General features: G+C 62.5%; 17 protein-coding genes and 1 rRNA gene. 8 read left to right on the top strand and 10 right to left on the bottom strand.

What is annotated here, in order from left to right; translation table 11 throughout:
* Positions 1 to 97 precede the first annotated feature (97 nt).
* The 4 genes from KLP40_RS07085 to prfA all read right to left on the bottom strand — a co-directional run bounded on the left by KLP40_RS07085 (position 98) and on the right by prfA (position 4,160).
* A complete protein-coding gene (locus KLP40_RS07085) occupies positions 98 to 652 on the bottom strand; it encodes a hypothetical protein (protein WP_215593072.1) in 555 nt (184 codons plus the stop codon).
* Between the two features lie 99 nt (positions 653 to 751).
* A complete protein-coding gene (locus KLP40_RS07080) occupies positions 752 to 1,174 on the bottom strand; it encodes a secondary thiamine-phosphate synthase enzyme YjbQ (RefSeq protein WP_215593071.1) in 423 nt (140 codons plus the stop codon).
* Between the two features lie 251 nt (positions 1,175 to 1,425).
* The gene (locus KLP40_RS07075; protein WP_215593070.1) at positions 1,426 to 2,934 is read right to left on the bottom strand and encodes a hypothetical protein; all 1,509 of its coding nucleotides are present in this window, start codon (positions 2,932 to 2,934) and stop codon (positions 1,426 to 1,428) included.
* A gap of 155 nt (positions 2,935 to 3,089) precedes the next feature.
* On the bottom strand, positions 3,090 to 4,160 hold the full coding sequence (prfA, locus tag KLP40_RS07070; RefSeq protein ID WP_215593069.1) for a peptide chain release factor 1: 1,071 nt from the start codon (positions 4,158 to 4,160) through the stop codon (positions 3,090 to 3,092).
* Positions 4,161 to 4,675: 515 nt separating this feature from the next.
* On the opposite strand from prfA, the gene thrA reads away from it, so the two are divergent.
* The 5 genes from thrA to KLP40_RS07045 all read left to right on the top strand — a co-directional run bounded on the left by thrA (position 4,676) and on the right by KLP40_RS07045 (position 11,834).
* Entirely contained in the window at positions 4,676 to 7,114 is a 2,439-nt protein-coding gene (gene thrA, locus KLP40_RS07065) for a bifunctional aspartate kinase/homoserine dehydrogenase I (RefSeq protein WP_215593068.1), read from the top strand.
* A gap of 196 nt (positions 7,115 to 7,310) precedes the next feature.
* Positions 7,311 to 8,249 (top strand): homoserine kinase, encoded by a 939-nt coding sequence (locus KLP40_RS07060; RefSeq protein ID WP_215593067.1) that lies wholly within the window; start codon positions 7,311 to 7,313, stop codon positions 8,247 to 8,249.
* Positions 8,250 to 8,373: 124 nt separating this feature from the next.
* Positions 8,374 to 9,666 (top strand): threonine synthase, encoded by a 1,293-nt coding sequence (gene thrC / locus KLP40_RS07055; protein ID WP_215593066.1) that lies wholly within the window; start codon positions 8,374 to 8,376, stop codon positions 9,664 to 9,666.
* Positions 9,667 to 9,784: 118 nt separating this feature from the next.
* Positions 9,785 to 10,462 (top strand): c-type heme family protein, encoded by a 678-nt coding sequence (locus KLP40_RS07050; RefSeq protein ID WP_215593065.1) that lies wholly within the window; start codon positions 9,785 to 9,787, stop codon positions 10,460 to 10,462.
* A gap of 91 nt (positions 10,463 to 10,553) precedes the next feature.
* Positions 10,554 to 11,834, top strand: coding sequence for a protoporphyrinogen/coproporphyrinogen oxidase (locus KLP40_RS07045; protein ID WP_215593064.1), 1,281 nt, complete (start codon positions 10,554 to 10,556; stop codon positions 11,832 to 11,834).
* A gap of 177 nt (positions 11,835 to 12,011) precedes the next feature.
* Here KLP40_RS07045 and KLP40_RS07040 read toward each other — a convergent pair whose 3' ends face one another.
* The 3 genes from KLP40_RS07040 to KLP40_RS07030 all read right to left on the bottom strand — a co-directional run bounded on the left by KLP40_RS07040 (position 12,012) and on the right by KLP40_RS07030 (position 13,673).
* Positions 12,012 to 12,782: an exodeoxyribonuclease III gene (locus tag KLP40_RS07040; RefSeq protein ID WP_215593063.1), complete on the bottom strand. Its 771-nt coding sequence runs from the start codon at positions 12,780 to 12,782 to the stop codon at positions 12,012 to 12,014.
* A gap of 148 nt (positions 12,783 to 12,930) precedes the next feature.
* Positions 12,931 to 13,293, bottom strand: a complete 363-nt coding sequence (locus tag KLP40_RS07035; protein WP_215593062.1) for a hypothetical protein — start codon at positions 13,291 to 13,293, stop codon at positions 12,931 to 12,933.
* A 2-nt stretch (positions 13,294 to 13,295) separates the two neighbouring features.
* A complete protein-coding gene (locus tag KLP40_RS07030; protein WP_215593061.1) occupies positions 13,296 to 13,673 on the bottom strand; it encodes a carboxymuconolactone decarboxylase family protein in 378 nt (125 codons plus the stop codon).
* A gap of 193 nt (positions 13,674 to 13,866) precedes the next feature.
* Between KLP40_RS07030 and KLP40_RS07025 the strand changes: the two genes are divergently transcribed.
* Complete coding sequence (locus KLP40_RS07025; RefSeq protein WP_215593060.1) at positions 13,867 to 14,568, top strand: ComF family protein; 702 nt, start codon at positions 13,867 to 13,869, stop codon at positions 14,566 to 14,568.
* A 134-nt stretch (positions 14,569 to 14,702) separates the two neighbouring features.
* Here KLP40_RS07025 and KLP40_RS07020 read toward each other — a convergent pair whose 3' ends face one another.
* Together KLP40_RS07020 and KLP40_RS07015 are read right to left on the bottom strand one after the other, a co-directional pair.
* A complete protein-coding gene (locus tag KLP40_RS07020) occupies positions 14,703 to 15,959 on the bottom strand; it encodes an SUMF1/EgtB/PvdO family nonheme iron enzyme (RefSeq protein WP_215593059.1) in 1,257 nt (418 codons plus the stop codon).
* A 68-nt stretch (positions 15,960 to 16,027) separates the two neighbouring features.
* Positions 16,028 to 17,080, bottom strand: coding sequence for a PorP/SprF family type IX secretion system membrane protein (locus KLP40_RS07015; protein ID WP_215593058.1), 1,053 nt, complete (start codon positions 17,078 to 17,080; stop codon positions 16,028 to 16,030).
* 258 nt (positions 17,081 to 17,338) lie between these two features.
* On the opposite strand from KLP40_RS07015, the gene KLP40_RS07010 reads away from it, so the two are divergent.
* Both KLP40_RS07010 and KLP40_RS07005 read left to right on the top strand, forming a co-directional pair.
* On the top strand, positions 17,339 to 20,428 hold the full coding sequence (locus tag KLP40_RS07010; RefSeq protein WP_215593057.1) for an AsmA family protein: 3,090 nt from the start codon (positions 17,339 to 17,341) through the stop codon (positions 20,426 to 20,428).
* A gap of 267 nt (positions 20,429 to 20,695) precedes the next feature.
* A complete protein-coding gene (locus tag KLP40_RS07005; protein WP_215593277.1) occupies positions 20,696 to 21,394 on the top strand; it encodes a DUF4382 domain-containing protein in 699 nt (232 codons plus the stop codon).
* Positions 21,395 to 21,611: 217 nt separating this feature from the next.
* Here KLP40_RS07005 and rrf read toward each other — a convergent pair.
* Positions 21,612 to 21,723 (bottom strand): 5S ribosomal RNA (rrf, locus tag KLP40_RS07000).
* Between the last annotated feature and the right edge of the window lie 8 nt (positions 21,724 to 21,731).

Here is a 21,731-nt window from a genome sequence, read left to right as displayed (position 1 = left end):
CACCATATTCCTAAAAGCGCCCCGGCAACAACTGCTGCCGGGGCGCTTTTTGTAGCGGGGCCGAGGCTGGGACTGGAAATCTGCTGAGACCAGAGACTTACTCGGCGTAGGGCTGCACGTGTACGGCGCGGAGCTGACCGCTTCGGTAAATAACTGACACGTAATTGATGCGCTCCGTGTCGCCGATGCGGACGTTGGCCGTAGCCCCCGGCTTGGGGCGGTGGGCGGCCGCCAGCCGGTGACGCAGGCGGCGGCCGTAAGCAGTCTGGAAATTAATAACTCTGGCATCCCGCAGCAGGTCCTTTTCCGGCGCGCGGTAAAACTCGAATACGTTGCCCTGGTGGCGCACCAGCAGCAGAGTATCGGTCTGGTTGGCTTCGTAGAGGTTGCGGCAGGGCCGGCGCGACACTACCCGCCCGCCCGCAGTCAGCAGTTCCCGTACCGTGGGCTCCGGCCCGAACGGCCGTCCGGCCACCGAATCGTTGGTCAGGCGCACGAGCGTGGGCCCAGGCGCCCGCTGCCCCCGTGGAGAAGTCTGGCGGGTCCGTGGTGCCCGGGTGGCCGGGGCTGGCCGCGTAGGGGCCGGCGCTTCGGCCAACGGTAGCGCGGGACCGGCTACTTCAAGAAAGGAAAGCAGAAAGGCAACGAGCATAAGCGGGTATTTGCCTACCTATACGCGAACGGGTTGGGTTTGGTCGGCGGCGCCAGCCCGACCCGCGCCCAGTGAGAGGTGGTTGCCGGTCAGCTGAGCCTATTGCCCCATGAGCGTGGCCAACACCCAGCGGCGTCCCCCGTGGGTGCGGTGCTCACCCAGGTAAATGCCCTGCCAGGTGCCCAGCGCCAGCTCTCCCCGGCTGATGGGCACGCTCACGGCGTGGCCCAGCAGACTGGCTTTGAGGTGGGCCGGCATGTCGTCGGGACCTTCCTGGGTGTGGCGGAAGTAGGGCGCGTTTTCCGGTACCAGCCGCTGGAAGAACTGCTCGAAATCGTGGCGCACGGTGGGGTCGGCGTTTTCGTTGATGCTCAGGCTGGCGGAGGTGTGTTGAATGAAGAACTGGGCCGTACCTACCTGCAGCTGCTCCAGCTCCGGCAGCTCAGCCACCAGCAGATCGGTAATCAGATGAAAACCCCGGCTCACCGCCGGCAGCCGTAGTCTTTTCTGGAAGAAGCGCATTTTTTGGAAGTGAGAAGGTGATGGGGTGAGGAGGCGAGGAAGTGAGGAGGCGAGGAAGTGAGGAGGCGAGGAAGTGAGTAAACGTCATGCTGAGCGAAGGCGGAGCCGAAGTCGAAGCATCTCGCGTGCTTCGTTGCGTCACCATTCCAACGCCAGCACGCGAGATGCTTCGACTTCGGCTCCGCCTTCGCTCAGCATGACGTTCTGTTTTCCTACTTCTCACTCACTCACTCACTCACTCACTCACTCACTCACTGATTCACCCGTTCGTAGGCGCCGATGTCGGGGGTGGTGGGGTTGCGGGGGCGGTTGAGCAGGTCGGTGGTGATGGCGGGCAGGGGCAGGGCCTGGTTGCTGGCCGGCGAGAGGGTATCGAGCTGAAAGTCCAGGGCTTTGCCCCGAAAGCGGCCAGGTGTACTTTTAAACAGGTAATTGGGACCTTCCGCCGGGTTGAGCAGGTTGCCGTTGCGCTGCTGATTTAAAGGGCCGGGGCGCTCGTACTCTTTGGTGCGGAGCACGCTGTTGCGGATGTTGATGGCGGCCGCGTACTGCTCGCCGTCCACAAACTTCAACTCCTCTCCCTCGCGCATGTTGCCCCACACAATGGAGTTGCGCAGGGTCAGTGCCGGCGCGACCGGGGGTTGCTGCTCACCGTTGATTTCAATGGCTGCCGCCAGCAGCACTGACGGTTTGTCGCGGTTGCTCTGGGTGTAATTCGCAATGGTGCAGTAATCGAGCTGCAGCTGGCTGCCCTGCACTCCGAATACGGCGTACTGCTCGCAGTTGGTTATGAGCGTATTCTGCACCCGAAAGTCGCCGGAAATACCCAACAGAGCCGCTCCTTCCAGAAAGTAGCCGCCGTTGAGGCTGGAGACGTTCCGGAACTCCGTGTTTTCAACCCGCACGCCGGGGTGGGGCTGGCGGTTGAAGGGGTTGAAGATGAGCAGCCCAAAAGCGCTGTTCTTGATTTCGGTGAAGCGCACCACGTTGTCGTGGCTGCTGGCATCGAACTCCAGCCCGCCCCACTGGCCCGGAATTTCGCGGTAGAACGCCTCGCGCCGGTCGCCCAGGAAGCGCACAATGTTGCGGTCGTCAGGCTTGATTTCGCCGGTGGGCTGGTAGGTGGGGTTGCACAGCAGCTGGCCGCGCACCACCAGAAACGAGCCCGCGTGGGAGTAAATCCGGGCTCCGGCCTCAATGGTCAGCGTCACGGCCGAGTCCACCACGACGGAGTTGTACACCACGTGGGGTTTGTCGGCCTTCCAAGTGGTGTTACGCTCGATGCGCTCCGCGTTGTGGAAGTAGGCATTCTGGCCGTAGCTGAGCACTTTCACGGCCTGGTCGTTGCCGTTAGTACGGAACCGCAAGTCATCCACCACCAGAAACGGTTTCGTGTCGGTGGGCGTGGGGTCGATGGTGGCGCGCACTAGCACCAGCAGGCTGTCCCGGCCCCGGATTTCCACGTCGCGCAGGGTCAGGCCGGCGTCGCCGTTTACCAGCAGGCTGTACGTTACGCCGGGCTGGCTTTGCAGGCTGATTTCCGACACCCGCACGGCCCGGGCGTTGCGGTTGTACACCCACAGCCGCTTGCTCACGGTGCCCACCGACACGAACACGGTATCGAACTTCACCGTGTCGAGCGAGAACTCCAGCCGGGCGCTGCTGTCCGTGGTCAGCAGGTCTTCCTTGGGCTCACAGCCCGGCAGCAGCACCGTGACCAAGGCCGAGAGAACGAGCAGCAGCGGGAGCAGAAAGCGCATAACTGGTTTTTAGTGATTGGAAGCTCTATAAAACGGTCATCCTGAGCGCAGCGAAGGACCTTATCACGTTACTACGAGTTCGTTTGGGGTAATCCCAAACGTGATAAGGTCCTTCGCTGCGCTCAGGATGACAAACGCTCAGCGAGTAAATAAAATTACCCCACACCTTCCTGCAGACGCTCGGCGCTTTCGGCCAGGCGCAGCTGCTCCACAAATTCGTCGATGTTACCGTCCATCACCGAGGCCAGGTTGTACACCGTGAAGCCAATGCGGTGGTCGGTTACCCGGCCCTGGGGGTAATTGTAGGTGCGAATTTTATCCGACCGGTCGCCCCCGCCAATCATGTTCTTGCGGGCCGCGCCTTCAGCTTCGTTCTTTTTGGCCAGCTCAATTTCGTAGATGCGCGAGCGAAGTACCTGCAGGGCCTTATCGAAGTTCTTGAGCTGCGACTTCTGGTCCTGGCACTGGGCCACCAGGCCGGTGGGCAAGTGGGTGAGGCGCACGGCCGAGTAGGTGGTGTTTACCGACTGCCCACCGGGGCCCGACGACATGAACAGGTCCTTGCGCACGTCGTTCATGTCGATCTGCACGTCCAGTTCCTCGGCCTCGGGCATCACCACGATGGACGCCACGGAGGTGTGAATGCGGCCCTGGGTTTCGGTGGCCGGCACCCGCTGTACGCGGTGCACCCCCGACTCGAACTTGAGCTTGCCGTACACGTCCTCGCCCTTCACGGCCAGAATAATCTCCTTGTAGCCGCCCGAAGTGCCTTCGGTGGCATCAATGAGGTCCATGCGCAGGTTGTTCTTTTCGGCGTAGCGCATGTACATACGCTGCAGGTCGCCGGCAAAGATGGCCGCCTCGTCGCCGCCCGCCCCGGCCCGGATTTCCATGATAACGTCCTTGCTATCATTCGGGTCTTTGGGGATGAGCAGCTCCTTGATGTACACTTCCAGGCGCTCCTGCTCGGGGTAGAGCAGTTCCAGCTCGTCCTTGGCCATCTGGCGGAAATCCTCGTCCTTCTCGGTCGAAATCACCTCTTTGGCGCCTTCGATGTTGGCCAGCACGTTCTGGTAGGCCTTGTACTCGGTCACGATTTTGCCGAGGTCCTTGTATTCCTTATTGAGGGCCTTGAAGCGTTTCATGTCGCTCATGGCTTCGGGTTGCGTAAGCTGCTCGCTCACGTCCTCAAAGCGCCGTTGGATGGCCTCCAGTTTATCTAGCATCTTGCCTTCAGAAAATGTATGGGAGTGCAAAGGTACGGAAACGAAGTCGTTGGCAAATAAGCCGGAAGCAGCTGACGGGGACGATGCGTGCGGAACCGGCAGAACTGGTGTAGAGACGCGACACTTCGCGTCTCCTCATTGAACGACAATCGGTAAGACGGCGCAGACGAAGAGACGCGAAGTATCGCGTCTCTACACGCGTTTCGAGGTTCGTATCACCCGGTAGAAATCGTAAATAATTCTTTTTCGGGAATGCGGGTCGTTTCAAATAATTCCTACTTTGGCCAGCGTTAACCACTTCAGGTATATGGTCCGGCCCGGTGCTGCTCCTGCTTTTTACCCCGCTTCGCCCCTCACTTTGATGGGTACCGGCACAACTATTACCACAACCCGCTAAAGCGGGCTGCGGAACTCCTTACCCTTCTGATTCGCCGCCCGCTTCGCCGGTTCGCCTCCCGCCCAGGAGGCCCCGGGCCGAAAGCGGGTTTTTTTACGCCCATCACGCAACCACTTGTATGCAGGTACTGAAATTCGGCGGCTCCTCCGTCGCCACGGCCGACAACATCCAACGGGTACTCGACCTGGCCCAGGCCGCCGCCCGCCAGGCTCCCACCGTGGTGGTGGTATCGGCCCTGGGCGGCGTAACCGACCAGCTGATTACGGCCGGCCGCCGCGCCGCTGCTCACGACGACTCCTACCGCCCCCTGCTGCGCGAGCTGGAGCAGCGCCACCTGGAGGCCGCCCGCGGTCTGCTGCCCATTGCCGGCCAGAGCGCCGTGCTGAGCCAGGTGAAAACCAGCTGCAACGAGCTGGAAAGCCTCTGCGACGGAATTTTTGCCCTGGGCGAGCTGTCGGCCCGCACCTTGGACCGGCTGGTGAGCTACGGGGAGCTGCTGTCGTCGAGGCTGGTGGCGGCGGGACTGGCGGCCCGGGGGGCGGCCCACCAGCGGCTGGACAGCCGCCAGCTTATCCGCACCGATGCCCGCTACGGCCACGCCGCCGTGGATTTCGCCACTACCAACCCGCTCATTCAGGCGGCCGTGACGGGCGAGGTGCCGCTGTACGTGGCCCCCGGTTTCGTGGCCGCCGCCCCCGATGGCAGCACCACCACCCTGGGCCGCGGCGGCTCCGACTACACGGCGGCCATCTTTGCCGGGGCGCTGGGCGCGTCCACGCTGGAAATCTGGACCGACGTGAGCGGCATGATGACGGCCGACCCGCGGCTGGTACGGGCGGCCCGGCCCATTCCGCGCATCAGCTACCAGGAGGCCATGGAACTCTCGCACTTCGGGGCCAAGGTGCTGTACCCGCCCACCATTCAGCCGGTGATGCGGGCCGGTATTCCGCTCTGGATCAAGAACACCTTCGCCCCTACCGACGCCGGCACGCTGGTGGAGGTGGCCCCGCCGGCCAACCACGCCTTCGTGCGAGGCATTTCCAGCATCGGGCCCATTTCGTTGCTGCGGCTGGAAGGCAGTGGCATGGTGGGTGTGCCGGGCTTTTCGCGGCGGCTGTTTGCGGCCCTGGCCCAGGAGCAGGTAAACGTGGTGCTCATCACCCAAAGCTCCTCCGAGCACTCCATTTGCGTGGCCGTGAGCACCCCCGATGCCGACCGGGCCCAGCAGGCCGCCGACCAGGAGTTTGCCGCCGAAATCGGCCGCGGCCTGCTCGACCCGCTCGACCGGGAAGACGAGCTGGCCGTGGTGGCGCTGGTGGGTGAGCAGATGAAAAACCACCCGGGCATCAGCGGGCGGCTGTTTGGGGCGCTGGGCCAGAACGGGGTGAACATCCGGGCCATTGCCCAGGGCTCATCGGAGAAGAATATTTCGACGGTAATCCGGCAGCAGGACGTGCGCAAGGCCATCAACGTGCTGCACGAAACCTTCTTCGAAGCCACTACCCGGCAGGTGAACGTGGTGGTGGCGGGCGTGGGCAACGTGGGCCGCAAGCTGCTGGAGCAGCTGCAGCGCCAGCAGCCCTGGCTACGTGAGAAGCTGCGCCTGCACCTGCGGGTGGTGGGTCTGGCCAACAGCCGGCAGTTTGTGCTGCAGGAGGACGGCCTCGACCTGGCCGACTGGGAAGCCGCTCTGGCCGCCGGCCCGGCTCTGGACCTGACCCGCCTCACCGACGAGCTGCTGGCCCTGAACCTACGCAACACGGTGTTCGTGGACGTGACGGCCAGCGCCGACGTGGCCCAGGTGTACGAGCAGCTGCTGGCCCGCTCGGTGGCGGTGGTGGCCTGCAACAAGGTGGCGGCCTCGGCCGAGTACGCGCGGTACGCCCGCCTCAAAAGCCTGGCCCAGGAGTTCAACACCCAGTTTCTGTTTGAAACCAACGTGGGCGCGGGCCTGCCCATCATCGGCACGCTGGGCGACCTGCTGCGCAGCGGCGACGAGGTGCAGCGCATGCAGGCGGTGCTGTCGGGCACGCTCAACTTCGTGTTCAACCACTACGACGGCACCCGGCCCTTTGCCGAGGTGGTGCGCCAGGCCCAGCAGGAGGGCTACACCGAGCCCGACCCGCGCCTCGACCTGACCGGGGTGGACGTGGCCCGCAAAATCCTGATTCTGGCCCGGGAAGCCGGCCACCCGCTGGAAATGCCCGACGTGCAGAACGACTCCTTCCTGCCCGCCGCCTGCCTCCAAGGCGACGTGCCGGCCTTCTACGAGCAGCTCGCCGCCCACGAAGCCCACTTCAAAGGCCTCTACGACGCGGCGGCCAGCCAGGGCAAGAAGCTCCGCTTCGTGGCTAGTTTTGAAGACGGCCAGGCCCGCGTGGGCCTGCAAAGCGTCGCCCCCGGCCACGACCTGTACTCGTTGCAGGGCAAGGACAACGCCGTGCTCTTCTACACCAACCGCTACGTAGAGCAGCCCCTGGTCGTTAAAGGCGCTGGTGCCGGGGCCGAAGTAACCGCCTCCGGTGTGTTTGCCGACGTGCTACGGGCCGCGCATTAGCTGAGTAAATTGAGAACGGTGTCATGCTGAGCGAAGGCGGAGCCGTAGTCGAAGCATCTCGCGTGCTGACACTGCAACAACTAACTCAACGTCAAGATTACCATTGCACGCGAGATGCTTCGACTTCGCTCCGCTGCGCTCAGCATGACCCGTTCTTGTTAATCCTGATTTCCTCCGTCCCCTGCTTCTTTCCCCGATGTCCTTTTCCAACGATACTGTCACCATCCTCGCGCCGGCTACCGTGGCCAATGTGGTGTGCGGGTTTGATGTGCTGGGGTTCGCCCTGCACGAGCCCAACGACGAAATGCACCTGCGCCTGACCGACGAGCCGGGCGTACACATCCGCAATGACGACGACTTTGGCCTGCCCACCGAGCCGACCCGCAACGTGGCGGGCGCGGCCCTGCTGGCCATGCTGCGGACGGTGCCCGAGGTGGCCGGCGTGCAGGTGCGCATCCGCAAGCACATCCGGCCGGGCAGCGGCATCGGGAGTAGCGCGGCCAGCGCGGCGGGGGCCGTGGTGGGGCTGAACCACCTGCTGGCTGGCCGATTCACCAAGGCCGAGCTGGTGGAATTTGCCATGTACGGCGAGGAAGTGGCCTCCGGCGTGCGCCACGCCGACAACATTGCCCCGGCCATCTACGGCGGCGTCACGCTCATCCGCTCCACCACGCCCGCCCCCGACGTGGTGCCGCTGGATGCTCCGCCCCTGTTCGTAACGGTGGTGCACCCCCAGATTGAAGTGAAAACCTCCGACGCTCGCCAGATTCTCAAGCAACAGGTGCCCCTGCGCGACGCCGTGCGGCAGTGGGGCAACGTGGGCGCGCTGGTGGCCGGCCTGCTCAAGCACGATTACGCCCTCATTGGCCGGGCCCTGGAAGACGTGATTGTGGAGCCCGTGCGCAGCATTCTAATTCCGGGGTTTGAGCAGGTGAAAAGCGGCAGCCGCGCCGCCGGGGCGCTGGGCGGCGGCATTTCCGGCTCGGGCCCCTCCCTGTTCATGCTCAGCCAGCACGAAGCCACCGCCCAAGCCGTGGCCGAGGTAATGCGCACCAACTACGAGCAGCTGGGCCTGGCCCATTTCGTGTACCAAACGACCATCAATACAACCGGCTGCCGGATTCTGCCCGCCTGATGTAGAGACGCGACACTTCGCGTCTCATCGTTGAACAACCCGGACTTGCGCCAACCAACCAACATCAGCAATGAGCAGACGCGAAGTGTCGCGTCTCTACATCGGCCTTCACAACTCAACCACTATGCACTACTATAGCCTCAACCGCCAATCGGAGCCCGTTGATTTTCGGACGGCAGCCGTGGCGGGGCAGGCCCCGGACGGGGGCCTGTACTTCCCCGAAACCATTCCGCGCTTCCCGGCCGACTTCCTGGCCCAGCTACCCCACCTGACGTCGGCCGAAATAGCCCTGACGGTGCTGCGGCCCTACGTGGGCACGTCTATTCCGGAGCCGGAGCTGGCCCGCATCTGCGCCGAAACCGTGGACTTCCCGCTACCGGTGGTGCCCGTAACGGACCGCATCAGCGCGCTGGAGCTGTTTCACGGGCCTACGCTGGCGTTCAAAGATGTGGGGGCGCGGTTCATGAGTCGCTGCCTGGGCTACTTTTCCCGCCACGAAACCCGGCCCGTTACGGTGCTGGTGGCTACCTCCGGCGACACCGGCGGGGCCGTGGCCAGCGGGTTTCTGGGCGTGCCGGGCGTGGAGGTGGTCATTCTGTATCCGCAGGGCCGGGTGAGTCCGGTGCAGGAGCAGCAGCTCACGGCCCTGGGCCAGAACATCCGGGCCCTGGAGGTGCGCGGCAACTTCGACGACTGCCAGCGGCTGGTGAAGCAGGCCTTCCGCGACGAGGCGCTGCGGCAGCGGCGGCAGCTTACGTCGGCCAATTCCATCAACGTGGCCCGCTGGCTGCCCCAGCAGGTGTACTACGTGGCGGCGCTGGCCCAGTGGCCCCACGCGCAGCCGCCGGTGGTGGCCGTGCCCAGCGGCAACTTCGGCAACCTGTGCGCCGGGCTGCTGGCCTATGCCTCGGGGCTGCCGGTGGCCCACTTCGTGGCCGCCTGCAACCAGAACGACGCCGTGCCCCGCTACCTGCAGTCGGGCCAGTACGCCGCCCAGCCGGCCGTGGCCACCCTTTCCAACGCCATGGACGTGGGCGACCCGAGCAACTTCGGCCGCATGCTGGAGCTGTTCGGGCACCAGTACCCGGTGCTGCGCGAGCTGCTGAGCGGCTATACCGTTTCGGACGCCGACACCACGGCTACCATTGCCCGGGTGTTCCGGGAAACGGGCTACGTCCTCGACCCGCACGGGGCCGTGGCCTACTTCGCACTGGCGGACTACCTGCGTCACCACCCGGCGCAGCGGGGCCTGCTGCTCGAAACGGCCCACCCCGTGAAGTTTCCTGCGGCCGTGGAAGATGCTACCGGCCAGCCCGTGCCCGTACCCGCCGAGCTGGCCGACCTCATGCGTCAGCCCAAACAAAGCACCCTGCTGGCGCCGGAATACGACGCTTTGCGGGCATATTTGTGGGAGTAAACGAGTTGTCAGTTGTTGGTTGACCGTTGTCAGCCGCTATAGGCGGGGAAGCCGTACAACCGGTGCAGCTTCTGGTCTGACAACCGACAACTATCCACCGATACCTCATTCTACCGCCATGCGTCCTCTGCTCCGCGCCGCCCTGCTCCTGCTGCTGTTACCCGCCTGCCGTCCCGATCAGGTGGAGCACCTCAGCAATACCAAGGAACTGGCCGTGGAATCGGCCAACTGGGAAGTGAAGCGCATCATGCCCCAGCAGTTGCTGCGGGCCGCCGCCTGGGCCGGCGACTCGCTCACCCGTACCGCCGAGCGGGAACTGCGCCAGGTGCTGACCCGCAAGCTGGCCGAGGGCGGCGTGGCCGCGGCCCTGCCCTACTGCCACCCCGAGGCCCTGCCCGCCACCGATTCGCTGGCTAAAACCCTGCAGGCCTCCCTCAACCGGTTCAGCGCCCGCCCCCGCAATCCCGTGCACCTGGCCCGGCTCAGTGCCGCCGACCTCAACGCCGCCGATACTACTCGCCAGGTGGCCCGCACCGAGCAGAACGAATTCACCTACCAGCGCCCCCTCGTGCTCACCGACCAGCTCTGCCTGCGCTGCCACGGCACCGTGGGCATGGATATTTCGGCGGCCGATTACCAGCTCATCCAACAGAAATTTCCCCGGGATCAGGCTACCGGCTATCAGCTGGGCCAGCCGATGGGCGTGTGGCGCGTGAACCTGAAGCGCTACGGCGTAGCCAGGCTCTGGACCATGAAAACGCGCAAAGTGATGAAGCCCCGCAAGCCGCTGTTTTAGGGGCCGACATGCGAATGTGGCACAGACTAAAGTCCGTGCCACCATTGCCCGGCGGCCAACCTTCCGGCCGCGTTTTGAGTTTGCCTTGACTATGATAGCACCTGACTCTTCCGCTCAACTTCCCGTCGTCATAATCGGGGCCGGCATGGCCGGGCTGGCCTGCGCCAACTACCTGCACCGGGCCGGCCGCTCCGTGCTGGTCCTCGAAGCCTCCGACGCCGTGGGCGGCCGCGTGCGCACCGACCTCACCCCCGACGGCTTCCGCCTCGACCGGGGCTTCCAGGTGCTGCTCACCCGCTACCCCGAAGTGGAGCGTCTTATCGACTACGGCGCCCTCCGGCTCCAGGCGTTCCGCTCAGGCGCCGTTATCCGCCTCCCCGACGGGCAGCAGACGACCCTGCAAAACCCGTTGCAAAAGCCCACGGCAGCCTTTTCGGCCCTTGCCTCCCCTATTGGCACCTTCTCCGATAAGCTACGGATTCTGAGCCTCGTGCGGCACGTGCGCAACTACACCAGCGGGCAGCTGCTGAGCCGTAACTCCACTACCGGACAAACTACCCTCGACTTTCTGCGCCACTACGGCTGGAGTGAGTCGATGATTCAGAACTTCTTCCGGCCGTTTTTCGGGGGCGTGTTCCTGGACCGCAGCCTGAGCACGGCGGCCAACTTCTTTGAGTTCGTGTTCAAGCAGTTTGTGGAGGGCGAAGCCGCAGTACCGGCCCTGGGTATGCAGCAGATTGCCGAGCAGCTGGCCACCCGCCTGCCCGCCGGCGCCGTACGCCTGCACGCGCCCGTCACCCACCTCAACGGCACCACCGTCCGCCTCGCCAACGGGACAACCGTTGAGGCCGCCGCGGTAGTGGTGGCCGTGGATGGGGAGGCTGCCGCCCGCCTGCTGCCGGCCGCCGGGGCAGCGCCGGCCCTGCGCTGGCGCCGCACCACCTGTACCTATTTTGCTGCCCCGGCCCTTGCCGGGCGCCCCGATAAGCTGCTGCGCCTGAATGCCTCGCTCACCGGTCTGGCCCACAACGTGGCCTTCCCTTCCGATGTGGCCCCGGAATACGCGCCGGCCGGACAGCGGCTGGTTTCGGTGAGCACTCACGGCGAGCATGGCCTGTCGGAAGCCGACCTCACGGCCCGCCTCCAGCAGGAACTGGTGGCCTGGTTCGGGGCGGAAGCGGCCACCTGGCGCCACCTGCGTACCTACGATCTCCCGCACGCCCTGCCCGAATACCCCGCCGGTCAGCCCGCCCGCCAGTCGCTCAAGCTCACTCCCCACCTCTACCGCTGCGGCGACTACGCTGCCTACCCTTCCCTCAACGCCGCCCTGGCCTCCGGCCGCGAGGTAGCGGATATGCTATTGAGTGCGTAGTTGTTGGTTATCAGTTGTTGGTTGTCAGTTGTTAGCAAACAGAACGTCATCCTGACGAAGGAAGGACTTTATCACGGCAGTACGGTAAGCGTTACAACGAACCGTTTTAGCGTGATAAGATCCTTCCTTCGTCAGGATGACGCTGTTTGCTAACAACTGACAACCAACAACTGATAACTAAAACGTCAGCTCCACCTGGGCCGGGCAGTGGTCGGAGTGCACGACGTCGTGCAGCAGGTCGGCGTGGCGGATGTGGGGAACCAGGCGGTTGTCTACCAGCAGGTGGTCGAGGCGCCAGCCCACGTTGCGGGCGCGGGCCCCGGCCCGGTAGGTCCACCAGGAGTAGCGGTGGGGCGTTTCGGGATGGAGGTGGCGGAAGGAATCGGTGAAGCCATCGGCCAGAAACTCCCGGAACCACTGCCGCTCCTCGGGCGTGAAGCCGGGGCTTTTCTGGTTGGCCTTGGGATTGTGCAGATCCACTTCCGTCTGGCAGCAGTTGAAGTCGCCGGCAATAACCAGCGGCGGCCCTCCGGCGGCCCGGAGCGCCTGCACGTAGCGGCGGAAGAAGTGCAGCCACTCCACTTTGAAGGCCTGCCGCTCCGGTCCGCTGGTGCCCGAAGGCATGTAGGTATTCAGCACCGAGCAATGGGCAAAATCCAGGCGCAGCACCCGCCCTTCGATGTCGTAGAGGTCCTGCCCGCAGCCTTCCGTGACGGCCAGGGGCTTTTCCTTCGAGAAGATGGCCACCCCGCTGTAGCCCGGTTTTTGGGCCGGATGCAGGTAGGCGTGGTAGCCCAGCGCCGTCAGCGCCGACACGTCGAGCGGCTCCCGGCCGGCCTTGATTTCCTGCACACACAGTACATCGGGCTGGGCCATCTGCACCCAATCGGCCAGACCCTTGCTCAGGGCCGAGCGCAGGCCGTTGAGGTTGTAGGAGATGATGTTCATTGGTAGTAATAAAGGAGCAGACGCGTCATGCTGAGCGCAGCCGAAGCATCTCTACCTCTGACTAGTCAGTACAATCGCAACGAAGCGGTAAAGATGCTTCGACTTCGCTGCGCTGCGCTCAGCATGACGCTCAGTACTGCTGGTGGCGCTACTCCTCGGCGTTCTGCTCGTCGAAATATTCCAGCACGTGCCACTTAAGCATGCGCTCCTGTTCCTTGAGGTTGGAGAAGGGCAACTGCTGCAACAGGCGGTAGTGGGGCCAGCCTTCCTGATCCACGCGCTCCAGCTCGTAGTAGCCCGAGATGCTGAACAGGCGGCAGGTGGCAATGTGCATCAGGTCCTGCTTCTGCTCCTTGGTAAACGGACCAGCGCCCTGGCCCAGCTCCTGCACTCCAATAAGGAGTAGCAGGGCATTCAGGTCGGGCTTTTTGCCGAAGCGCACGCGCATTTCGGTCATCAGCTCCCACCAGCGGTGTTCGAACTGGGCTTCAGTTTCCTGCGGATCGAGCATGGTTACGCGTCGTGGGAATGCTCGGGGGCCGGGGCGGCGGCTTCGGCCTTGAGGGCCTCCCAGTATTCCACGGCCCGCCGGAAGTGCGGAATCACGATGCTGCCCCCGATGAGGTTAGCAATGGCAAACACCTCGTAAATCTCCTCTTCGTTCACGCCCTCCTCGTAGCATTTGCCCAGGTGGTACTTGATGCAGTCGTCGCAGCGCAGCACCATGGAGCAGGCTAAGCCCACAATTTCCTTGGTTTTCACGTTGAGCGCGCCTTCCTGGTAGGTGTTGGTATCGAGGTTGAAAAACCGCTTGATGACCTTGTTATCGGCCGCCAGGATTTTTTCGTTCATCTGCTGGCGGTAGTCGTTGAATTCGGTAATGAGGCTCATGTATGGAATGTGCGTGAATGTGAAGGAATGTGCGGGGAACAGAGCAGGGTGCTTTCGTCGGCCGCGAAGTTACCGCTAAGCGGCTATCCGGCCCATTCTTCACATTCGCCACATTCCCGCACATTTAGAAAATATACCCTAAAATTAGGGAGAAGTTTATCAGGGCGCCGCCCGCGCCGATTCAATCTAGCCGATGCCGCTGCCCGCTATCTTCTCCGATTTTGCCAGCCTCGTATTTCCGCGCGTCTGCCTGGCCTGCCAGCAGCCCCTGGCCCGGGGCGAAGACCACATCTGCACCGACTGCCGCGCCCAGCTTCCCTACACCGATTATCACCAGCTGCCGCCAACCGATAACCCGCTCAGCCGCCGCTTCTGGGGGAAAGTGCCCGTGACCCACGCCCTGAGTTACCTGCGCTTTCAGAAACACGGCCGGGTACAGCACCTGCTCCACCAGCTCAAATACCGCGGCCAGCAGGACGTGGGCCGGGTGCTGGGCCGCTGGTACGGGCAGGAGTTGGCCGAAGCCGGCTACTCGAACTTCGACCTCCTCGTGCCCGTGCCGCTGCACGCCCGCAAGCTCGCCAAGCGCGGCTACAACCAGGCCGACAGCTTCGCGGCGGGCCTGAGCGTGGGCCTGCAGTGCCCCTGGGAGCCCGCCGCCCTGCGCCGCGTTGCCTACACCGATTCCCAGACCCGCAAAAACCGCCTGCAACGCTGGCAAAACGTGGCAACCGTTTTTGAGGTGGCCCAACCTGACCTCCTCAACGGCCGACACGTGCTGGTTGTGGACGACGTACTGACAACCGGCGCCACGCTGGAAGCCTGCGCTGTTGTGCTGCTCGCCGCCGGTGCCCGGGAGGTCAGCATCGTCACCATCGCCACCGCCGACCGGTAAATGAGGTCGGTTACCAAAGGGCAAGTTGGTGCCACGGCATAAAAAAACAGCCACCCCGCAAAAGGTGGCTGTTTTTTCGCTGAAGATATGCTGAACGAATCAGCGTAATCAAGTCAATTAACGGTAATCCGTGATTAACGGTTAGAACCGGCATTAATCATGGCGCAGCGGAAACCGATGGTTGCCGTAGCCGAATCTTCGGCCATGAAGCGACGCGTACCGGGCGAGAGCCAGTAGGCTACGTCGCGCCAGGAGCCGCCTTTGTACACGCGCACGTGGTCATCGATGAGCGACTGGTAGCCTTTCTTGTCGTACTTCTCCGAGGGGTCGAGGAAGCCGTTACGACGGAAGGGGTTCAGATCTTCCACGTCCTCGTAGGAAAGCGGACGGTAGATGTCCTGCACCCACTCGTTCACGTTGCCCGACATGTTGTAGAGGCCGTAATCGTTTGGTGGGTAGGAGTAGATGTACTCCGTAATCATGGCGCCATCGTTGAGCGAGCCGGCAATACCAGCGTAGTCACCACGGCCGCGCTTGAAGTTAGCCAGGAACTGGCCCTGCTTGCCCCCATAGGGGTTGCGCACCTGACGACCATCCCACGGATAAATCCGCTTGTTCTCCTGGTTTTCGTTGCCGGTTTCCTGGGTGCCGATGAGGGCCTGCGCGGCGTACTCCCACTCCGCCTCGGTGGGCAGGCGGTAGTTGGGCAGCGTGTTGCCGTTCTCAATGGCGATTTTGGTGCCGCCACCATCATCGGAAGTTCCTTCGGCCGCGTCGCCGCCCTTGTTCTTCCGACCGAAGAGGCCGCCTTTTTTCTTGGGGGCGTCGCCGCCGTCGTCACCCTCGCCAGCCAGACGCTCGTTTACCTTGGCGGTACGCCAGGTGCAGAAGTCGTTAGCCTGCAGCCAGCTCACGCCCACTACGGGGAAGTAGCGGAAGCCGGGGTAACGCAGGTAGTAATCCACGTAAGGGTCGTTGAACGACAGCTCACGGGCCCACACCGTGGTATCGGGCAGGGCCGACATGTAGAACTCTTCGGCCGAGTCCTTGCGCACGTAGTGGAGGTATTCCAGCCAGTGGATGTTGGCCACCTCGGCCTCGTCCATGTAGAAGGATGCCAGCGTCACGGTCCGCTCGATGTTATCGTGGGTCATGGCAATATCTTCCTCGGCCGAGCCCAGGACGGTACGGCCGCCTTCGATAAATACCAGACCGGGACCATCGGGGATACCCTGATAATCAGACACCTTCATGCCTTCCTCGGTGTTGTACTCAATGCCCGTGGTCGAGCTGTACTTACCGGGCTTGGTAGCTGTGGGCGGCCCGCCTTTACAGGCGGCCAGTGCGCAGGCTCCCACTACAGCAAAGCGCAAGTACTTGGAAAAATTCATGATCAAGTTGAAACTACCTGTTAGAAAAGCGTTTAGACAAGGCAAGTCGGCTGCAATAATACAAAAAATTAGAAGGCTGGGCAAGGAATTGACGGGTAATTCCGGCGTTTCAGCCGGCGCCAGGCGGCTTCTACCGAATCGAACTCGCGCAGGGTCAGCGAAAGTTCGTGCGCGCCGCCCAAATCGGCGCTAAACTGACTCAGGCTGATATCGTAGCTATACCCCAGCCGGAAGCTGCCTACACTGACGCCGGCAATGGCCGTGAGTACCTGCTGGGGCCGGGGCGCTCCAGGCAGCGGCACGCCCCGGTACACGGCCCCCAAGGTAAGCGGCGTCGCCGTAAAGTACAACCCCGCTTCCGCCCGCTGGGAACCGCCCTGCCGGGTGTAGCCGGCCACCGGCATCAGGCTGACTTCGCGCTGCTCGCGCGTATTATTCACCCGCACGAAATAGAGCTTGTAGCCCGTTTGCAGATTCAGGCGCAGGGGCAGCCGGGTCTGAGTCACGAAGCCCAGGTTGGGCTGGTTGAGGTGCTGGCCCGCCACGCCCAGCCAGAACTGCTCCGTATATAATAGTCCGCCCACGCCGGCCGTAACGTAGTGCACGGGCTGGAAATCGGCCACCTCCAGGCTGAAATTCTGCACCACGCCGTCATCGGAGAGTTGGTCGCCGAAGACCAGATTGCCGTAGCTGACCCGTTGCCGGCCGTAGCTCAGCGAAGCGCCCCCGCTCAGGCTCAGTTGCTCGTTCAGGCGCAGGTGATAGGCATATACGCCGCCGACCTGCAGGCGAGTGTAGCCCAAACCACCCGTCCGGTCATAGTCCAGGAGCAGGCCGGCGGCGCTGTGCTGGTTGCGGAAGCGGTAGTCGGCCGCGAGTTGGCTGGTTTGGAACGTGCCGGCCAGGGTGGGGAACTGATTGCGGTAGGTGAGCGTGATACTATAGTCGTCGAGCAGGCCCGCGTAGGCGGGATTGGTTTGCATCCGGGTGGCGTAGGGCTGCGCGAAGTACAGATCCTGGGCCGCAGCGCTGCCAGCGGCGGCCAGGCACAAGCCGGCCACTGCCCACCACCGGGGGCGGAACGGAACCGTTAATGCCTGCTGAAATCCTGAACGCTGCATACGTGGTGGGCTAACGTACCGGCCCCGCGCTTTGGTACACGGTCTGGGCTGGCGGGCCTCTAAAGTGGCATTTTCCTGCCTGATTTTCGTTATCATTCGCCGCCTGGGCTTTTCCTACGCAACCTTGGTCCCCGTGCGGCTACTCTGCCGGTGGGTACCGCCCAGCGTTTCCCGCTACTTTTGCTTTGTAATTTAGTCCGCTGACTGCCACACGTTTTCCGGTGCAGCTCCGTTTCGTCTCTTTTCCCGTTTTCCGTTATGCGCAAGTTTCTGATTGGCCTGGGGATTTTCCTGGTAGTGCTGCTGGCAGGCCTGGCCCTGGCCCCGTTTCTGTTCAAAGATAAAATCCGGGCTGCATTCGACCAGCAGCTGGCCCAGCGCGTTCGGGCCAACGTGGAGTACGACCCGGCCAACGTGGACGTAACGTTGCTGAGCACCTTTCCCGACCTGGCCCTGCGCCTCAACCAGCTGCGCATCATCGGGCAGGATTCGTTTTCCCGCGATACGCTGGCCTACCTGCCCGAAGTACGCGTGGGCCTGAACCTGATGAGCGTCATCAGCGGCGACCAGATTAAAATCAAGAACATCGAGCTCGAGGAGCCCGACTTCCACATTAAGGTGCTCAAAAGCGGGCGCGCCAACTGGGACGTGTATATTTCCGACTCGGCAGCCGCCGCCAAGGGCCAGGATACCACGGCCGTGCGTCTGGCCATTCAGGGCTGGAAAATCAACAACGGCCACCTGCGCTACGAGGACCGCAGCATTCCGTTTGGCATGGAGCTGAAGGGCGTGAATCACTCCGGCTCCGGCGACTTCGAACAGAACATCTTCGACATGGTGAGCCAGACCACGGCCGAAAGCGCCTCGCTCAGCTACGACGGCACCGAGTACGTGACCAACAAGCGCCTCGACGCCGACGTGACCCTGGCCATGAACCTGGAGAAGATGCTCTTCACCTTCAAGGACAACCAGGTGAAGCTGAACGATTTTCCGGCCAGCTTCCAGGGCACTATCGGCCTGCCCAACGCCACCGACATCACCTACGACCTCACTTTCAAGGCCCTCGAAACCGACTTCAAGAACATCCTGAGCTTAGTGCCCGGCGCGTACAACGCGCAGTTCAAGGACATCAAGGCCACAGGTAAGGTCGCCTTTGAGGGTTACTACAAGGGAGTACAGAACAACGTGCAGATGCCTGGCTACGGCCTGAACCTGCAAATCAAGGACGGCAGCTTCAAGTACCCATCCCTACCCGATCAGGCCCGCAACATCAACGTGGATATGGTGGTGGATAACCCCTCGGGCTTTACCAACAACGTGAAGGTAAACGTGAAGCAGTTCCACCTTGACTTGGGCAAAAACCCGATTGATGGCAACGTGGCCATCGACGGCCTGGAGCCCATGAACGTGGACGGCCGCGTGAAAGCCAACGTGGACCTGGCCGAGATGATGAAGGTGTATCCGGTGCAGGATCTGCTGCTGCGCGGCAAGCTGTTCGTGGATGCTACCGCCAAAGGCGTGTACTCGGCCACCCGCATGCCCGTGATTCAGGCCCGGATGAACCTGACCAACGGCTACGTGAAGAGCAAGCAGTTCCCGGCTCCCATCGAGAACCTGACCCTCAACGGCACCGTCACGAACCCCACGGGCCAGCTCAACGACACCCGCGTGAACATTCCGCAGTTCCGGATGCTGCTCGACGGGGAGCCGCTGGAGGGCCGCGTGGCCACCCAGGGCGTGGATAAGCTGGCCTTTGACACCGACGTGAAGGGCACCGTGGATCTGACCAAGCTCACCAAGATTTTCCCGCTGGAAGGCATGACGGTAACCGGCCGCCTCAACGGGAACATTGCCGCCAAGGGCAATATGGCCGACATCGAAGCCGGCCGCTACCAAACGGTGGTTGCCTCGGGCACGGTAAACGCGCGCAACATCACGTACCAGAGCCCCGACCTGCCCCAGGGCATGAAGGTGACCACCGCCACGGCCACGTTCAACAACGACCAGATTGTGCTCCGCGACATGAAGGGCTTCGTGGGCTCCTCGGATATTGCCGCAGCCGGCACCATCAGCAACTACATGGGCTATATGTTCGTGCCCGGCCAGCCCCTGCGTGGCACCCTCACGGTAAATTCGAACCGCTTCAACGTGAACGAGTGGATGGTGGATGAGGTGAGCGAGAAACCCACCGCCGGCGCTACGGCCGCCACCAAAGCCCCCGCCACGGCCACCCAGGCCGACGGCGTACTCCAGATTCCGAAGGAGTTCGACCTGACGATGAACACCAACGTGGGGCAGGTGATTTACGACAACCTCAAGCTCAGCGACGTGAAAGGCACCGTGGTGGTGCGCAACCAAACCGCTACGCTGCGTGGCCTCACGTTTAATACGCTGGGCGGCAGCTTCGCCACCAACGGCTCCTACAGCAGCCAGAACCTGGCCCACCCCAAGTTCGATTTCGGGCTCAACATCAAGAACCTGAATTTTCAGAACGCCTTCGCGGCCTTTAACTCGGTGAAAACCTTGGTTCCGCTGGCGGCCAACCTGGAAGGCATCTTCTCTACCAGCTTCAACGTGGCCGGCGAAATGGGCCCAAATATGCTGCCCAACTACAGCACACTCACCGGCAAGGGCGTGTTTGATATCATCCGGGCGGCCGTGACCAGTTCGCCCATTCTGACTAAAATCAGCAGCCTCACCCAACTCCAGGAGCTGAAAAGCTTCGCGGTAAATAACAAGGATGTGGCGGCCGAAATCATCAACGGCAACTTTGTGGTAAAGCCCTTCGACCTGAACGTGGGCCAGATCAAGATGACGGTGGGCGGCTCCAACAACATCAGCAGCGGGGGCTTGGAATACGTCACGGCCCTGGATGTGCCCACCGGTAAGGTTGGCAACGCCCTCAACGGGCAGCTTACCCGCCTCACCGGCGTGCAGGACATCAAGGGCACCGAGCGCGTGACCCTGGGCCTGACCATTGGGGGCACCATCACCAACCCGCAGGTGAAGCTCAGCAGCGGCAGTGTGAAAGACCAAGCCAAGGACGTGGCCAAGAGCCTCGTCACGAGCGTGGTACAAAGTAAGCTCAACGATTCCAAGCTCAAACTGGCCGCCAAAGGCCAGTTGGCCCAGGATAGCCTCAAGCAGCTGGCAGCCCAAAAACAGGAAGAGTTGCAGGCCCGCGCCCAGCAGGAGGTTGAGAAGAAGCGCCTAGAAGCCGAAGCCAAGCTGAAGGAACAGGCCAAGAAGGGGCTAAACAGCCTCTTCGGTAAACCCAAAGCCACGCCGGCCCAGCCCGCCCCCTCAACTCCCAAGCCCCCAGTTGATACCACGAAAACGAGCAATTAACCCTTTTGGCAATATTGCGGCAGAAGTGCAATTTTCGGCCGGTTTATTGCGCCACCGAAGCGGTTGTTCCGGCGTAAGTCCGGGGCAGCCGCTTTTTGTTTTTACACCACAACTACTCTCTTATGCTGTCAACCCGAACTGCGCTTAGTGCGCTCGTAGCACTTCCCCTGGCCCTGGCCTCGTGCAGCAATGACAACAACACCTCGGATGCGAAGATATAGGTGCGCCTGCAGGATGCGCCTGGCAACCTTGCAGCCGTAGTGCTGGATTGTACGTCAGGTCGAAATTCATCTTAAAGAGGAACGCAATCCGGATGGCTGGCAGCTACTACCTTTCCAGGCCCAGCCCATCAACGTGCTCGATTACGTGAATGGCCGCTCGGCTCTGCTGGTGAGCAGCGACTTCGATCCGGGTACCCTGAAGGAAATTCGGCTGTTGCTGGGTTCCGACAGCTACGTGGTGGGCCGCGACGGTCAGCGCTACGACCTGAAGACTCCCAGCGGGCAGAGTTCCGGCGTTAAACTCAAGCTTAGCAAAGAGTCGTTGGTGCAGGACGGTAGTACTTACCAGTTCCTGCTGGATTTCGACGTGGCTCGTTCCATCGTAGAGCGTGGCAACTGGAAGCCGGGTAACGACAAGAAGGAGCGGTACCTGCTCAAACCCGTTATCCGGATACTAGCTCAGGACATTAAGGGTGGGCTACGCGGAACAGTAGCACCGGCTGCCGCACTGCCCCAGATTCTGGCTATCCACTCCTCCATCACGCCCGCCGACACGTTCAGCACCAGCGCCGATGCCTCGGGAGCATTTCAATTCAGTTCTGTTCCTTCGGGCGTATACCGCGTGGAGTTCTACCCCACCACGACGGCCCCGGTCAACCAAGCCAGCTATAAGCCGGCCACACGCACCGGTGTTACCGTCACCAACGATCAGGTAACGGATATCGGCTCGACCCCACTTCAGTAGATACAGCCGGTTTGATCCTACGCGAAAAGCCCGTTCCTATCCAGGAACGGGCTTTTCGTTTATCAATTAAGGTGTTTCGTTGTGCAACAAGTGAAATGTCCGCCTGCTTGCCCTTGGTGAGGGCCACGCAAGGGGGCATTGGGCGGGTGGGCCCTAAACGGGAATCGCCCCGCGCATCCTGGCTTGTCAGGACGCTGCGGGGCGATTCGTTAGATAAGGTTGGCGGCGACCGACTCTCCCACCGGTGAAGGCAGTACCATAGGCGCTCCGGGGCTTAACGACTCTGTTCGGAATGGGAAGAGGTGAACACCCGGGCTAAAGCCACCATTATCTGTGC

It is taken from the genome of Hymenobacter piscis, from assembly GCF_018760735.1.
GTDB lineage: Bacteria > Bacteroidota > Bacteroidia > Cytophagales > Hymenobacteraceae > Hymenobacter > Hymenobacter piscis.
Note: the sequence above shows the minus strand (reverse complement) of the source record. Positions and strands in the feature narration are given on the sequence as shown.